Annotated in this window: 11 protein-coding genes; 5 read left to right on the top strand and 6 right to left on the bottom strand. The window is 62.7% G+C overall.

The features are described from left to right. Window position 1 precedes the first annotated feature (1 nt). The 6 genes from murF to mraZ are packed head-to-tail and all read right to left on the bottom strand — an operon-like array spanning window position 2 to window position 6,449. Window positions 2-1,423, bottom strand: coding sequence for a UDP-N-acetylmuramoyl-tripeptide--D-alanyl-D-alanine ligase (gene murF / locus OU994_RS06775; protein WP_281610127.1), 1,422 nt, complete (start codon window positions 1,421-1,423; stop codon window positions 2-4). After that, entirely contained in the window at window positions 1,423-2,988 is a 1,566-nt protein-coding gene (locus OU994_RS06770; protein ID WP_281610126.1) for a UDP-N-acetylmuramoyl-L-alanyl-D-glutamate--2,6-diaminopimelate ligase, read from the bottom strand. Before OU994_RS06770 ends, murF begins: the two co-directional genes overlap by 1 nt. Beyond that, on the bottom strand, window positions 2,988-4,766 hold the full coding sequence (locus tag OU994_RS06765) for a penicillin-binding protein 2 (protein WP_281610125.1): 1,779 nt from the start codon (window positions 4,764-4,766) through the stop codon (window positions 2,988-2,990). The genes OU994_RS06770 and OU994_RS06765 overlap by 1 nt, the downstream gene beginning before the upstream one ends. After that, entirely contained in the window at window positions 4,763-5,035 is a 273-nt protein-coding gene (ftsL, locus tag OU994_RS06760) for a cell division protein FtsL (protein WP_281610124.1), read from the bottom strand. The genes OU994_RS06765 and ftsL overlap by 4 nt, the downstream gene beginning before the upstream one ends. Further along, on the bottom strand, window positions 5,032-6,009 hold the full coding sequence (gene rsmH / locus OU994_RS06755) for a 16S rRNA (cytosine(1402)-N(4))-methyltransferase RsmH (protein ID WP_281610123.1): 978 nt from the start codon (window positions 6,007-6,009) through the stop codon (window positions 5,032-5,034). Before rsmH ends, ftsL begins: the two co-directional genes overlap by 4 nt. An 11-nt stretch (window positions 6,010-6,020) precedes the next feature. After that, on the bottom strand, window positions 6,021-6,449 hold the full coding sequence (gene mraZ / locus OU994_RS06750) for a division/cell wall cluster transcriptional repressor MraZ (protein WP_131147600.1): 429 nt from the start codon (window positions 6,447-6,449) through the stop codon (window positions 6,021-6,023). An 824-nt stretch (window positions 6,450-7,273) separates the two neighbouring features. On the opposite strand from mraZ, the gene tssE reads away from it, so the two are divergent. Genes tssE through OU994_RS06725 form a run of 5 tightly spaced genes read left to right on the top strand, consistent with a single transcriptional unit; the run spans window position 7,274 to window position 15,559 of the window. Further along, a complete protein-coding gene (gene tssE / locus OU994_RS06745) occupies window positions 7,274-7,726 on the top strand; it encodes a type VI secretion system baseplate subunit TssE (protein WP_281610122.1) in 453 nt (150 codons plus the stop codon). Between the two features lie 10 nt (window positions 7,727-7,736). Continuing rightward, a complete protein-coding gene (tssF, locus tag OU994_RS06740; protein ID WP_281610121.1) occupies window positions 7,737-9,581 on the top strand; it encodes a type VI secretion system baseplate subunit TssF in 1,845 nt (614 codons plus the stop codon). Further along, on the top strand, window positions 9,545-10,531 hold the full coding sequence (gene tssG / locus OU994_RS06735; protein ID WP_281610120.1) for a type VI secretion system baseplate subunit TssG: 987 nt from the start codon (window positions 9,545-9,547) through the stop codon (window positions 10,529-10,531). The genes tssF and tssG overlap by 37 nt, the downstream gene beginning before the upstream one ends. 15 nt (window positions 10,532-10,546) lie before the next feature. After that, the gene (locus OU994_RS06730) at window positions 10,547-13,312 is read left to right on the top strand and encodes a type VI secretion system Vgr family protein (protein WP_281610119.1); all 2,766 of its coding nucleotides are present in this window, start codon (window positions 10,547-10,549) and stop codon (window positions 13,310-13,312) included. 24 nt (window positions 13,313-13,336) lie between these two features. Next, window positions 13,337-15,559, top strand: a complete 2,223-nt coding sequence (locus OU994_RS06725) for a hypothetical protein (RefSeq protein ID WP_281610118.1) — start codon at window positions 13,337-13,339, stop codon at window positions 15,557-15,559. Window positions 15,560-15,619: the final 60 nt, after the last annotated feature.

The raw sequence follows: 15,619 nt of genomic DNA, 5'->3' as shown, positions 1-15,619 counted from the left end.
ATCAGTGGGTTTCCTTGTTAGCTTGTTGCGATCCAATCAAATGCTGCACGACCCGCTCCATCTTCATGAAACGGGAGCCCTTGATCAACACCGTGGTGTCCGGCGTCACTGCCGCGTCGACTGCCGCGAGCAATGCGTCGAACTGTTCGAAATGACGGACATTCGCCGAACCCGAATCCGCACCTGCATCCTGCATGTGCCGGGCCAGCGTTCCCGTCACGAGCACCTGTTCGATGCCCTTCTGTGCCGCGTAGGCGGCGATCTCTTCGTGGAATTCCTTCCCCTTGGTGCCCACTTCACCCATATCGCCCAGCACCAGCACGCGCGGCGCCGGGCTGCCCGCCAGCACGTCGATCGCGGCGCGTACCGAATCCGGGTTCGCATTGTACGTATCGTCGATGACGACGGCGCCTTGGGCGGCCTGCTTGCGCTGCAGCCGGCCACTGACCGGCGCGAAGGTGTCCAGCCCCGCCTTGACGCGGTCGAACGAAATGCCGGCTGCCGCCGTACAGGCGATGGCGGCCAGCGCATTGCGCACGTTGTGCTCGCCGGCCGCCTGCAGGGCGACATAGAACTGGACCAGTTCACCATCGCTGCAGCGGATCGACACGAACATCTGGTTGCCGAAATCGGCCGGCCGGAACGTGCAGCTCACATCGGCCTCCTTGGTCAGGCCGAAGGTGATCGTGCGGCGGCTGCCCGCGAGCTCGCGCCAGATGGGCGTGAATTCGTCGTGCGACGGAAACACCGCCGTACCGTCGCCCGGCAGCGCGGCCAGCACGGAACCGTTCTCGCGCGCCACGGCTTCCACCGTGTGCATGAATTCCTGGTGCTCGCGCTGGGCATTGTTCACCAGGGCGATGGTCGGCATGGCAATGCGGGCCAGCCGGCCGATCTCGCCCGGGTGGTTCATGCCCAGCTCGATTACGGCGGAGGAATGGTGCGGCGCCAGGCGGAACAGCGTGAGCGGCACGCCGATCTCGTTGTTGAGGTTTCCGCGCGTCGCCAGCCGGTCTTCCTCGCCATGGGCCGCAGCCAGGATGGCGGCGATCATTTCCTTGACCGTCGTCTTGCCGTTGCTGCCGGTAACACCGATCAGCGGCAGGTCGAACTGGCTGCGCCACCAGCGGGCGATCTGGCCGAGCGCTGCCAGCGTGTCCTGCACGAGGATGACGGGCAGCGCCGCAGGCGCGGTCCAGCCATCGGGCAGCCGTTCAACCACTATGGCAGCCGCTTTCTGCGCCACTTGCGGCAGGAAGTCGTGCGCATCGAAGTTTTCGCCGCGCAGCGCGACGAACAGGGCGCCCGGCGCCACGGTGCGGCTGTCGGTCGACACGCCATCGAAGCCCGTGCCCGTGGAGGCTTCGCCAACGAGGCGCGCGCCATCCAGCGCAGCCAGGATCTGGTCCAGCGTGGCGCGCATCAGTTCGTCCTCATCATCGTCAGTCGGGCAGTCAGTGCCAGCTGGGCATGCTCGGCATCGGAGAACGGCAGTTTCTTGCCCTTGATTTCCTGGTAGGGTTCATGGCCCTTGCCGGCCACCAGGATCACGTCGTTCCTGGCCGCGTGCTTGACGGCGGAAAGGATCGCCGCGGCGCGGTCTTCGATGGCCTGCGCGGGGCGGGTGGCATCCATGCCGGCCACGATCTGCGCGATGATCGCGTGCGGGTCTTCGCTGCGCGGGTTGTCGCTGGTGACCAGCACATGGTCCGCGGCCTGCGCGATGCGGCCCATCTGCGGGCGCTTGCCCGGGTCGCGGTCGCCGCCGCAGCCGAACACGCACCACAGCTGGCCGCCGCGGTCCGCCGCCACGGGACGCAGCGCTTCCAGGGTTTTTTCCAGTGCGTCGGGCGTGTGCGCGTAGTCGATGACGACCATCGGCGCATCGTTGCCGCCGACCAGCTGCATGCGGCCCGGGGCCGGCGCCAATGCCTCGATCGCCTCGACGGCGGCGCGTAGCGGCAGGCCTTTCGCCAGCAGCGCGCCCAGCACGCCGAGCGCGTTGCTGACGTTGAACGCGCCCACCAGCCGGGTCTTCACCTGCGCGGCGCCATAAGGCGACTCGAGGTGGAACTCGGTGCCGGCGCTGCGGCTCTTGACCTGGCTGGCACGCAGCACGGCAATCCCGGCCAACTGCGCAGGCAGTGCAGCCATCTCGGCTTCGCTCTTGAGCGTATAGCCGATCACCTGGGCATCCTTCACCTGCGATGCCATGCGTACACCGGCCGGATCGTCCAGGTTGATGACGGCGGTCTTCAGGCCGGGCCAGGCGAACAGCTTTTGCTTGGCCGCTTCATAGGCTTCCATCGAGCCGTGGAAATCCAGGTGGTCGCGCGTCAGGTTGGTGAACAGGGCGACGTCGAAATGCATGCCCGCCACGCGGCCCTGTTCGAGGCCGATCGACGACACCTCGATGGCCAGCGCACGGGTGCCGGCGGCGCGGCATTCGTCCAGCGTGCGGGCCAGCAGTACCTGGTCCGGCGTGGTGTAGCCGGTGGCCGCGAATTCGGCTTCGCCGCGGCCATTGCCCTGGCCGTGGAACAGGCCGACACCCAGCGTGCCGATGACGGCGGCGGTTTCGCCGGCGCGCGACAGCGCATGGCCCAGCCACACGGCCGACGAGGTCTTGCCGTTGGTGCCCGTGACGCCGACGGTGAACATGCCGGCGTCCGGCATGCCGTACACGGCGTGCGCGATCGGACCGGCGCGCAGTTTCAGGTCCGCCACCGGCAGGCTGGCTACGCGCCATTCCGGGTTCCAGGCGAATCCGGCCGGGTCGTACAGCACGGCCGCGGCGCCCTGTTCGATGGCCCGTCCTATATAGGTACGGCCGTCGCCGGCATCGCCGGCGCTGTTGTTCGGATAGGCGAAGAATACGTCGCCCGGTGCGATGCGGCGCGAGTCGGAGGTCAGCTGGCCGCCTGGTGCGGCCTGCCTGATCCAGTCGCCGATCTGTTGGATGTCGTCGTTGTTATTCATGTTCGTCATTACATGGCCTCCCCTTCGTTGCTCGCCGGAGCCACGATTTCCGTCACGGTGGAATCAGGAGGCACGTTCATGGCGCGCAGCGCGTTTTCCGCGACCTTGGCAAACGTCGGCGCCGCCACCTGGCCGCCGAAACGGCCGCCCTGGGTCGGCTCGTCGATCATCACGGCGATCACGAAGCGCGGCGCCGACAGCGGCACGATGCCCACGAAGGAGCCGATGTACTTGCGCGGAATCGGGTAGCGGCCGTTTTCCACCTTGTAGGCGGTGCCCGTCTTGCCGCCCACGCGGTAGCCGGGGATCTGGGCCTGCTTCGCCGTGCCGTCCTTGCCGGTGACGACCATCTCGAGCATCTCGCGCATCTGGCGCGCCGTCTGCGGCTTGATGATCTGCTGGCCCTGCGGCAGGTCGTGGCTTTTCTGGAAGGTGAGCGGAATCAGGTCGCCATCGCGGGCGAACATCAGGTACGAGCGGGCCAGCTGGATCAGCGACACCGAGATGCCGTTCCCGTAGCTCATCGTGGCCTGTTCGATCGGCCGCCAGTTCTTGTAGGGACGCACGCGGCCGGCAACGGCGCCGGGGAAGCCCCACTTCGGCTGCTGGCCGAAGCCGACCTTGGTGAACATTTCCCACATATCCTGCGGCGGCATCGACAGCGCGATCTTCGAGGTGCCGATGTTGGACGACATCTCCATCACCTGCTGCACGCTGATCACGTGGTGCGGCTTGGTATCGCTGATGGTGCGGTCCTTGATGGTGAGGCGGCCGTTGCCGGTGTCGATGCTGGTGTACGGCGTGACCACGCCCTTGTCCAGCGCCAGCGCCACGGTGATCGCCTTCAGCGTGGAACCCGGTTCGAACGAGTCCGTCATCACGCGGTTGCGCAACTGCGCGCCGGTCAGCTTGCGGCGGTCGTTCGGGTCGTAGCTGGGATAGTTCGCCAGCGCCAGCACTTCGCCGGTGTGCACGTCCAGCACCACGGCGGCGCCGGCCTTGGCGGCGAATTTCTCGACAGCCGCCTTCAGCTGCGTGAAGGCGATGTACTGGATCTTCGAATCGACCGACAGCACCAGGTCCTTGCCGTCGTGCGGTTCGTGCTTGGCGCCGATATCCTCGACGATGTGGCCCAGGCGGTCCTTGATCACGCGGCGCGTGCCGGGCTGGCCCACCAGCGTTTTCTGGTGCGCCAGCTCCATCGATTCCTGGCCCACGTCTTCCACGTTGGTGAAGCCCACCACGTGGGTCATCACTTCACCCTGCGGGTAGAAGCGCTTGTATTCCTTGCGCGTGTCGATGCCGTCGATCTTCAGCTTGGCGATCCGGTCGGCCACGTCCTGCTCGACCTGCCGCTTCAGGTAAACAAAGTTGCGGTCGGAATCGAGCTTCTTGCGCAACTCGGCCTCGCTCATGTCGAGCAGGCTGGCCAGCGCGCGGATCTTTTCGGGCGGCGCCTGCAGCACGTCGTCCGGAATCGCCCAGATGGCCTTCACCGGTACCGACGATGCCAGCACCTGGCCATTGCGGTCCATGATCTTGCCGCGCGTGGCCGGCAGTTCGATCGTGCGCGCGTAGCGGATCTCGCCCTGCTTCTGCAGGAACTGGGTGGACAGGCCCTGCAGCCACAGCGCGCGCACCGCCAGCGCGGCGAACGCGGTGAACAGCACGAACAGCACCACGCGCGAGCGCCAGGTGGGCAGGCGCACAGCCAGCACGGGGCTCTTGGAGAACGACACGCCTTTCGAGGCGGCCACGCGGGAGCTTGCGGCGTTGGGACGGCTCATTCCTCGCCCTCCGTCAGGTATTGCGTGCGCGCGGGCGTCAGCTGGGTCATGCCCAGGTCGCCGTGCGCGATTTCTTCGATGCGGGCGTGCTTGCCCAGCGTGGACTGGTCCAGCTGCAGCTGCGCCCATTCGATGTCGAGCTGGCGCGCCTTGGACTGCGCGCGTTCGAGCTCGATGAACAGGTGGCGCGCCTGGTATTGCGCGTTAACGAGCGACAGCGCGCAGCCCACCAGCAGCGCGGCCAGGACGGCGGCGAGCTTGCCGCTCATGCCGGCCTCTTTTGTTCAGGGAGACGCACAGGTAAACGAACTGCGACCCGCATCACCGCCGAGCGGGCGCGCGGGTTCTCGTCCACTTCGCGCGCCGATGGCTTGATCTTGGCGAGCAGCTTCACTTCCGGCTGCGGCAGGTCGGCGGCGCGGATCGGCAGCCGGCGGTCCGGCTGCGGCACATTGGCGCGCTCGGCAAGGAAACGCTTGACGATGCGGTCTTCCAGCGAATGGAAGCTGATGACGGCCATGATGCCGCCCGGGGCCAGCGCGTCGTAGGCCTGCTTCAATCCTGCCTGGAGGTCCTCAAGCTCTTGATTGATGTAAATCCGGATAGCCTGAAAGGTCCTTGTGGCCGGATCCTTGCCCTTCTCCCGGGTTTTGACCGCGCCTGCCACGATGCCGGCAAGCTGTCGTGTGCTTGAAATTGGTTCGACTGCCCGGCGAGCAACAATCGCCTTTGCAATCTGAAAAGCAAACCGTTCTTCCCCATAATCCCTGATCACCTTTTCAAGAGTCTGTTCCGATTCCTTGGCCAGCCATTCGGCCGCGGAAATGCCGCGTGTCGTGTCCATCCGCATGTCGAGCGGCCCGTCATTGCGGAATGAAAAGCCGCGCGCGGCGTCATCGACCTGTGGCGATGAAATGCCCAGGTCGAGCAGCACGCCGTCGACCTGGCCGATGCCGCGCTCGGCAAATGCGGAAGCCATCGTGGCAAAACTGTCGTGCACGATGGTAAAACGCGGATCTTCGATGGTTTGCGCGGTGGCGATCGCCTGCGGATCCTTGTCGAACGCGACCAGGCGCCCGTTCGGGCCCAGGCGCGACAGCAACAGGCGGCTGTGACCGCCGCGGCCGAAGGTGCCGTCGACGTAGATACCGTCGGCACGCGCGCCGGCAATGGCCAGCGCATCGACCGCTTCGTCTAGCAGCACCGTACGATGCTGGAATTCTGGCACCGCTGTGTTCGTCATGTGGCGGGCCTTTAGAATGAGAAATCGGACAGCGTGTCCGGCATGCCGACGTCGATCGTGGCTTGTTCGTTTTCGGCGCGTTTGGCCGGATCCCAGATTTCAAAGTGCGTCAGCATGCCGGAAAGAATCACCTCGCGGCCCAGGCCGACGGCTGCACGCAGCTCCGGCGCCACCAGAATGCGCCCGGTAGCATCCATTTCCACGTCGCTGGCATTGCCCAGCAAGATGCGCTGCCAGCCACGGGCCGACATCGGCCAGGCGGCGATCTGGTCGCGCTTGGCTTCCCAGACGGGGCGCGGATACATCAGCAGGCAGCCGTCCGGGTGCTTGGTCAGCGTGAGGCGGCCTTCGCACTGTATTGACAGTGCGTCACGATGCTTGGCGGGAATGGACATCCTGCCTTTCGCATCGAGAGTGATCGCGGAAGCGCCCTGGAACACGGCTGTACTTTCTCTTCAGAACCTGGTTTGGATAAATCTGTTGTTGGTTTTGGGTGGCGCCGTTTCCGCCCCGGTATCCCACAAAACTGCACTTTTTCACACAGGTGCCCACTTTAAAGGTCGGCACGACAGTGGTCAAGCGATTTCCAATTGGTAAAAGTCGATTTTTACTAATGAAATTAAGGACTTAGCGCGTATCGTTCAAGCAGTCTCAACACAGAAAACGTCGACAAATCAGGTACCTAGGCTATTTAGTGCATGTGCTACCTCATCTACAGCGCAGCATGAATCGCTGCCGAGTGGCAAAGAACAAAATTTGAGGAAAATATAATGTTGCCATGAAACAACGGCTGAGTAGCGGCCCGACAACGGTTTTCTCAGCCATAAAACCTAGCTGGCTGTCGCCGTTTCCCGACACTGTATCCGCATACAGGCAGGGTTTTCAGCGCAGTAAGTACTACCGGAAACACGGCGCCAAATTATTAATAATGCAATGACTCCACGGTTTTAAAAATTGCTGAAAATTCCTTGTGGAAATAACATGTATAGACAACTTTGCATGTCCAAGGTGTTCCCGGCCGCAGGGCGCCGCATTTTCCGCTGCTTTCATCAGGAAAGCAATGTCCTCTCGCGCTCCCAGGCAATATGCGGCCTATAGGGAAAGTGAGTACTTCTTCTCATGCCGAGAAGACAAGTTCATGACGCCCGGTCTAAAGAGCGTCGCGGCATTTGCGATCGGACGACACAAACTGTTGCGTTGACGCAATTCGTATTTCTTCTCGGGATCAGAGAATCACCTCTCTGGACTTTCCGAGAGGAAATCAATGAGACAAGCCGACGCCACTTTCATCCCCAGCGTGTGGGAGCGCCTGACCGTACCTTCGACGCCTTCGCTGCTGACTCTCGAGCAGCACAAGCGGGGCATTACGCGCGACCTCGAAAGCCTGCTGAATACCCGCAACGCGATTGCGGATGGCGACCTTGCGGGTTTGCCGCTGTGCCGCCGGTCGGTGGGCCATTTCGGTTTGGCCGACTTTGCACAGCTCTGCCTTTCCAGCAGCGCGGACCGCAAGGACATTTGCGACCAGCTGGAAACCGCCATCGCGCTGCACGAACCGCGCCTGGCCGGTGTGCGGGTGCAGCTGATCCATGAACCGGGCGTGGTCAACCGGCTCAGTTTCATCATCACCGCGCAGCTCCGTACCGTGTCGGCCGGCGAGCGGGTGCGCTTCGATGTGATGCTGGAACCGTCCAGCCTTCATTACTCGATCCGTTGATGGGGCCCCGATGAAAAAGGAACGCGAATACTACGAACGTGCGCTGGGCATCCTCCACGGCTACGTGCGGGAATACGCCGCCGAGTACCCGGCGCAGGCAACACGCCTCGGCGTGGCGAACGGCGCCAGCGATGATCCCCACATCGAGCGGCTGCTCCAGGGAACCGCTTTTCTCACCGGGCGCACCGAGCAGGCGATCGAGGAAAACGACAACAAGATGAGCGAGGCGATCCTCAGCGTCAATTATCGCCACTATCTGCTGCCCTTCCCCTCGACGGCCATCGTCCACGTCGATCCGGGCCTGGCCGTCCACGGCATGAGTGGTATGAATGGAACAATCCGACTGCCGCGCGGCACGATGATGCGCGCCGGTGCGGACGGCGGAGCAAGTTGCCGATTTCGCACGGTGCAGGATGTACACGTGAGTCCACTGGTGGTGACGGAATTCGCGTTCCACCCCATCTTCGCACCACCGCCGGCGTGCAAACGCCCGATCGATGTGGTCTCGTCGATCAGCATCGGCTTCGAATGCATGGCGGACGATCCCACCAGGATCGACCTCGATGCAGTGCGCGCCCTGCTCGCCGGCCAGCCTTCGCTGTGCGCGACGGTGCGCGATACTCTGTTCCTGCACACGAAAGCCGCCTGGATCGAGCTGCCCGGCGGCCGATGGCAGGCACTGGACGCGGTGCCCCTGGCAGCAGCCGGCTTCGCAGCCAGCGATGCGGTGCTGCCCTGCCCGCCCACGTCCCACCCGGCATTCCGCTTGCTGACCGAGTATTTCGTCTTCCCCGAACGGTTCAATTTCATCGATATAGGGTGGCGGCCGCTGGCCCCGCACTTCAAGCCCGAATGCCGCCGGCTGACGCTGCACCTGGGACTCGACATACGGCACGATGCAGTTCCCGCGCGCCATCTGGCCACGCTTTCGCGCGACAACTTGCTGCTGAACTGCACGCCGGTGGTCAACCTGTTCCCGCACAGCGCCTGCCCGATCGAACTCGATCACACGCGGCCCGATTACTTGCTGCTACCAGAAGGCGGCCCCGCCAGCGCTTATGACATCTACAGCGTGGACAAGGTTTCGGTACTGCGGGCAGCGGCGCGGGCGGAAGGCCGCAAGCAGGAATTGACGGAATTCCGCCCCTACTACTCGCTGCGCCACGGCGAACAGCGCGGCAAGGGCGCATATTACCTGGTGAGGCGCGATGCCATCCGCGCCGTGACGCATCCAGGGCATGAAATGCGCATATCGCTGGTGGACCGGACCATCGACCCGCTCGACATGCCCAACGCCAGCGCCTCCATCGACCTTACCTGCACCAACCGCGACTTGCCGGCGCGCCTGCGCCATGGCGCTCCGGCTGGCGACCTGCAGCTGGAACAGGGCAGCGCCGGATGGACGCTGCGCTTCCTGAACCGCCCCACTCCGCAATACCGCTTCAGCGGCGACATTCAGTGGCGGCTGGTCTCGCAACTGGCGCTCAGCCACACGGCGCTGGTGCAGCAAGGCGTCGACGGGCTGCGCGAAGCCCTGGCGCTGTACGACCTGCGCCAGTCAGCGCTCACGCAACACCAGATCCGCGCGATAGCGGCACTGGAACGGCGCCCCGCACGCACCTGGTTCCGCGACGAAAAGGGCCGGGTACCCGTGCACGGCATCGCAATCCGCATCACGCTCGACGAGGAAGCGTTCACGGGCACCGGACTGCACCTGTTCGCGCAAGTACTGGACCACTTCTTTGGACTGTGCGTCCACATCAACAGCTTCACGCAACTGACCATCGTCTCGCTCTCGAACGGAAAGGAACTCATACGATGCAAGCCACGACATGGCGAGATCGAACTGGCCTGATCGGCCGGGTGCTCGACCGGCCGCACCGCTACGACTTTTTCCAGGCCGTGCACCTGCTGGACCGGTGGCTGCAGGGCCAGCCGGCACGGCATACGCTGGAAAGCGTGCTGCGCTTCTCGAACAGCATTTCGCTGGGATTCCCGCCCAGCCAGATCGAGGCCCTGGCCATCGACGATGCGCGCATCCGCATCACGCCGGCCTTCATCGGCTTCCTCGGTGTGAAGGGCGCGCTGCCCTATTGTTATACGGAGACCATCGCCACGCAGGTGCACGGCGACAAGGATGAAAGCGGGCGTGCCTTCCTCGACTGTTTTTCGCAGCGCTCCGTGATGCTGTTCTATCGCGCCTGGGAAAAGTGCCGCGTCGAGTACCGGTTCGGCCGCGACGGGCGCGACGATTTCCGCGATATGCAATTGGCCCTGGCCGGCCATGCGGGCCGGAAGGATGCGGAAGAGATCCCGGCCGAAGCCGTCGCACACTATGCCGCAGTGCTGCGCCAGCGGCCGGTTTCAGCGGCACTGCTATCGGCTGTGCTGAATGACTACTTTGGCGTGCCGATCCGGCTGGAGCCGTTCGTGCCCGCCTGGGAAAGATTGCAACCGGATGAAACGGCAACGCTGGGCGAGCCGCAACAGTGCCGGCTGGGCAGCATGATCATCGGCAAGCGCTACCGCACGCGGGACACCTGGGTGCGCCTGTGGATCGGCCCCCTGACAAGGGACCAGTACGACCACTTCCTGCGCGATGGCGACGGCGGAAAAGCACTGAAAGCCATGCTTGCCCTGTTCTCCGTACCTGAACTGCGCTTCGAAGTACGTCCGATCCTGCGCGCAAAAGATATACGGCCGGTCATCCTTGGCCAGGCCCGCCTGGGCCGCGCGGCAGTCCTCACCTTCAAGCCAGCGACACGGGATCACGACAAGACCCGCTACCTGATCGAGCCCTTTTGACGGACCGGAGGCCTTATGGACTACGACAAATTCGACGATACCAGCCCCATCGAACAATTCCTGACGGCCCGCAACCGCCCGCTCCGGATGACGCTTGCCTGCGCGGACGGCCTGTCGGACACCATGCTGCTGCCGCAGCGGATCACCGGCACGGAAGCCGTCTGCGGCGGTATCGAACTGCGCGTGTACTGCCTGTCGCTCGATGTTCGCCTGCCCCTGAAGGAACTGATCGGCGTGGCGGCCGAGGTACAGATCGTGACGGACGAAGGCAAGTTGCGCAGCATCTGCGGCATCGTGGCTGAAGCGGCGCAGGGCGAAAGCGATGGCGGCCTGGCCACCTACCAGCTGGTCATCCGCGATGCGCTGGCCATTCTCGACCTGGCCGTCAATACCCGCGTGTTCCTCGACAAGACGGAACTGGACGTGGTGCAGGTGATCCTCACCGAAGCGCGCCGCAACAATCCCGCGCTGGCCGCCGCGTTCGAGTTCGAAGTGGATGCTGCGCTGGGCATGCGCCGCGATCCGCCCCGCAAGCAGATCATCCAATATAACGAAGGGACTGGCGCATTCGTGAAGCGGCTGCTGAAGCGGCGCGGCATCAGCTGGTTCTTCCGGCCCAAGCCTGGCGACGAAGACAGCGGCAAGACCGCGGTGCCGGTCCATACCATGGTGCTGTTTCGCGACGTGAAGCGGCTCCGGCAATCTCCCGCCGGGCAGGTGCGCTTTCATCGCAACAGCGCCACCGAGGAACGCGACACCATCACGGCCTGGAGCGGCGTGCGTATGCTGCGCCCCGGCAGCGTGACGCATTTCAGCTGGGACTACATCAATCCCCGCGGTACCTCGTTCATGACCGCGCGCGCTGGCAGCGCGGCCGACCAGGGCGCCAAGGGCAACAAGGTGGCCGACCATCTGGACCGGTACCTGGTCGAAGCACCGCACGTGCGTGCCAACGCCGATGATCTCGGTGACCTGGCCCGGCAGGCGATGGCCCGCTCGGACTTCGAAGCGAAGTGCTACCACGCCGAAGGCGGCGTGCGCTCCTGCGGCGCTGGCGAGTACTTTGCGCTGGACGGCCACCCCGACATGAACACCCACCCGGACGAGGAGCGCGAATTCATCATCCTGTCGTTGCAGTTCATTGCCCAGAACAACCTGCCCAAGGCGTTCGATGCGCGGGTGGAACGCCTGTTTGCCCGCAATCGCTGGACCGCCGACATCGCCGATATTCCCCTGGCCAGCCGAAACTGGTTCGACGCCGGCGACATGCGATTCTTCATGCGCATGGCGTGCGTACGGCGCGACACCCGCTTCGTGCCGGCCTACGACCCGCGTATCGACCAGCCGCGCGCGGAGATGCAAAGCGCCATCGTGGTCGGCCCAGCCGGCGAAGAAGTGCACTGCGACCAGCATGGCCGCGTCAAGGTACGTTTCGGCGGCATGCGCGAACGCGATCACGAGCACGCGCAGGGCGCCGGCGCATCCGGGACCGATGCCGGTTCGGCCTGGGTGCGCGTGGCCACCAACTGGGCCGGCAGCATCGGCGGCGCCGGCTCGCACTTTGGCGCGCTCACGCTGCCGCGCGTCGGCACCGAGGTATTGATCGCCTTCCTGGGCGGCGACCCGGACAAGCCGGTGGTGATCGGCCAGCTCTACAACACGGTCGCCCGCCCTCCGCACCTCGGCACGGACGGCCTGCCCGGCAACCGGTATGTCGCTGGTATTCAAAGCCGCGAAATCCGCAGCACGCGCGTCAACCAGCTGCGGCTCGACGACACGCCCGGCGAAATCAGCGCGCAAGTCTCCAGCGACCATGGCCGCACCGAACTCAATCTCGGCGCGCTCACCCAGCCGCGCACGAACGGCGTGGGCGCGCCGCGCGGCGACGGCGCGGAGCTGACCACCGACCGCCACATGGCGCTGCGCGGCGCAAAAGGCATGCTGCTCACCACCTGGCAGCGGCTAGGCAGCGGCGGCAAGCAGCTCGACCGCACGGAATACCTGGCGCTGATGGAGGAATGCGTGCAGCTGTTCCGGTCACTGGGCGAGTACGCGGCCCAGCACGAAGGCCTGCCCATCGATGCCGCGGCGCAGAGCGAGCTGCAAGCGGAGGTCAAGGATTGGGAAAAGAACCGCGCCGCCGCCATCGGCGTCACCGCCCCGGACGGCATCAGCTTCGCCACGTCGAAAGCAGTGGTCACCTACGCCGCCACCAACGTCGATACGGTGGCGCAGCAACACCTGCAACTGACCTCCGGCCAGCGTTTCAACGTCAACGCCGGCAAGGGCATCTCGCTGTTCTCGCATTGGGACGGCCTGCACGCCATCGCTCACCACGGCCCGCTGCTGATGCAAAGCCAGCACGACACCACGCAGATCGATTCCGCCAAGGACGTGAAGATCAGCGCCGCGGGGCGCGTGATCATCATGGCCGAGGAAATCGTGCTGGTGAATACGGCTGGGGCTTACCTGTCGCTGAAGGGTGGCGAGCCGGAGATCGGTGGGCCGGGGGAGATGCGGATCAGGACGGACGGGCATCGGTGGAATGGGCCGGCGACCAAGGGGGCGGAGGTGCCGAAGTTTACAGATGGGGAATTTGTTCGGACGCCGCGCGTTGTACGGCCTACTGACGGTAAGCCCGTCGAAGGAATAAAGCTGAACGTGGCCGTAAACGGGGGCGCTCCAATGTCAGTGATTACCAATGACTCAGGCGAGGCCGAAAAAGTCCAAGGCGACACTGTGCAACAACTGCTCGCAAGCATCGCTGATGACGAGACATGAACAAACTCTTGGAGGAAGATCGATATGTCGAATAGCTCGAACCCACATTTGAGCTCTGCCAAGGCAGATCCCAAGGAAATGGACGTAGTCCGTTTGTCATCCATTGAAGGCGCAAGTGGTGTGACACTGCTGCGTGATTCTTATTTGGACGTTCTTATGCAAATGCCCTTGCCGGGTATTGTGATTTTCGTCCATGGAGTGAATTCAGACGGAGAATGGTATGACCAAGCCGAGAAGGGAATCTGTGCTGGATTGAACCAGCGCCTGAAACGTTGCGATGAGCATTTGGCTCATCCCACGCCAGCGGGCGGCCAGCTGACCCCGGTCTCATATATTCCTGAGCTCACGGATGATGGATTCATCAATGCAAAGCGGACTAGCAAGACGTTTGTAGGGGACGACAATCATTTTAGCCCAGTAATTCGATTTCGCTGGGGCTATAAGGCTAGCCTAACCGAGCTACAAGAATTCGGCGACGCCATTTATCTTAACGAAGAGAATTATTGGGGTGGCGGCCCGTTTGCCAATGGTTGCACGGCGTTACCCGATCTTTGGAGCGCAGGCTTGTCGGAAAACCTGTTTCTGTGGATGAACGTCCAGCACATCAATCCAGTGCCCGGCCGTCAAGTCTTCTCTTGTCCGCCGCGTCCCTATTTCGTGCTTGCTGCGCTTCGGCTAGCGAAGCTGATCAAATCCATTCGCGAATTACAAGTGGATGTACCGATTACGATCGTATGCCATAGCCAAGGTAACATGATCGGCATGGCCGCCGCATTCCTCGGGGACCGAATGCCTGCGGTAAAAAACAGCGCTGGCAGGGAAGGACGCTGCGTAGCCGACACTTACGTCCTGTGCAATCCGCCATACAGTGTGCTCAAGTCCAACTTCCTTCAAAGTTGGACCGAATCACACATGAAAGACCGGTATGGCGGTACCGGGCGGCAGACCGAACAAGCACGGATGAAGACATTGCGGGCATTTTTCGACATCATTCGCCGCCCGGCATCAGAACAGCAAAAAGCCGAAGATATCGACAAGCGTATGGCAAATTCAGCGCATGGATTCGATATCGCAAGCGACCGGCAAGCTTGCGGCTATGGACCGCGCCAGGGTACTTGTGGCCGTGTCACGCTTTACTGTAATCCGCATGATCAAGTCATTTCAGCCACATCCATACAAGGCATTGGATGGCGCGGCATGAATCAGGAGGAAATCACTGCCGCTGGTGGCGCCGGGGTATTCAGCCAGCGCGTATTCGCACAAAATTTCAAAGTCGGCGTCAAGAGCAATTACCACTATTGGAATGACCGTCACAACAGGAATGTGAAAGCTGGGAACACGGGATTCTGGATTCCCGCATCTCCCAAGGTTAAGTATTCAATATCTCAAGGTTTAAGCTCAAATAAGACTTACTTCGGCAAAGTAATAACGTTCTTATCAACACCAGTCATCGTACCCATTACAGTCACCTCGGCTTTTTTTGGCGCGTGCATCAATGCCGAGCCGGGCAAAAATTGGTCGATTCCCATCGATGCTCCGACACTGCCTTCGGCATTTGAACCCGTTGGAATGCGCTTCGGCAAGACCAGTGACTTCGATGAATATTACGACGCCCCGGGACAGGACCGCGATGCCAACCGTGTGCGCGATCCCGGAGATCCGTATGCCGAAAACCGGCCCATCACACAACGCTCCGATGAACCAAACAGAGAACAAACCGACGCCGGGAAGGGCAACCGCGACAGTGAAGCGAGCCGGCGCTACGAAGATCATGCCCGCCTGCGTATGCTGGCAAGACGTGAAAAAATGGTCAAACCAGATGAGAAGGTAACCGCTGAAGACAACCCCGAACAAGCCAATGACGAGTACAAGGCATGGCGTGCCAAGGAAATTAAGCGTTACCTGACCGAAAACATCGACAGCAACGCTACCGATCATTCGACCATTATGACCAATCCGATGCATGCAGAGCAAGCCCTGGCTTATGACGTAGCCGTTGGGATGTGCCGGATCCCGGCGCCCGAACTGCAAAAACTTAGGATAGAGGCAGACTGGCGGCTATGGCGTGACCTTCCAGATACAAGCTCCCAAAAAACACTCTCGCAATATTTTCAGTCCGGTCAAATTAACGACACATCAGTTTTTAAGTGGGCAAACGACTCAAAAGGTGAAGCTAGCATGCCTCTGGAAATCGAGGATCGCCGTGAGAATGCGGCTCCCCCTGCCCACATTCCCGCTGGAGACTAACCATGCACCTTCTATTTACCAACCGAAACCGAAAAATATTCCTTGCGGCATTAATTTTTA

The sequence above is a fragment of the Pseudoduganella sp. SL102 genome (assembly GCF_027856995.1).
Taxonomy (GTDB): Bacteria; Pseudomonadota; Gammaproteobacteria; order Burkholderiales; family Burkholderiaceae_D; genus Rugamonas; species Rugamonas albidiflava.
The sequence above is the reverse complement of the archived record's forward strand: the minus strand, read 5'-3'. Positions and strand labels throughout refer to the sequence as shown.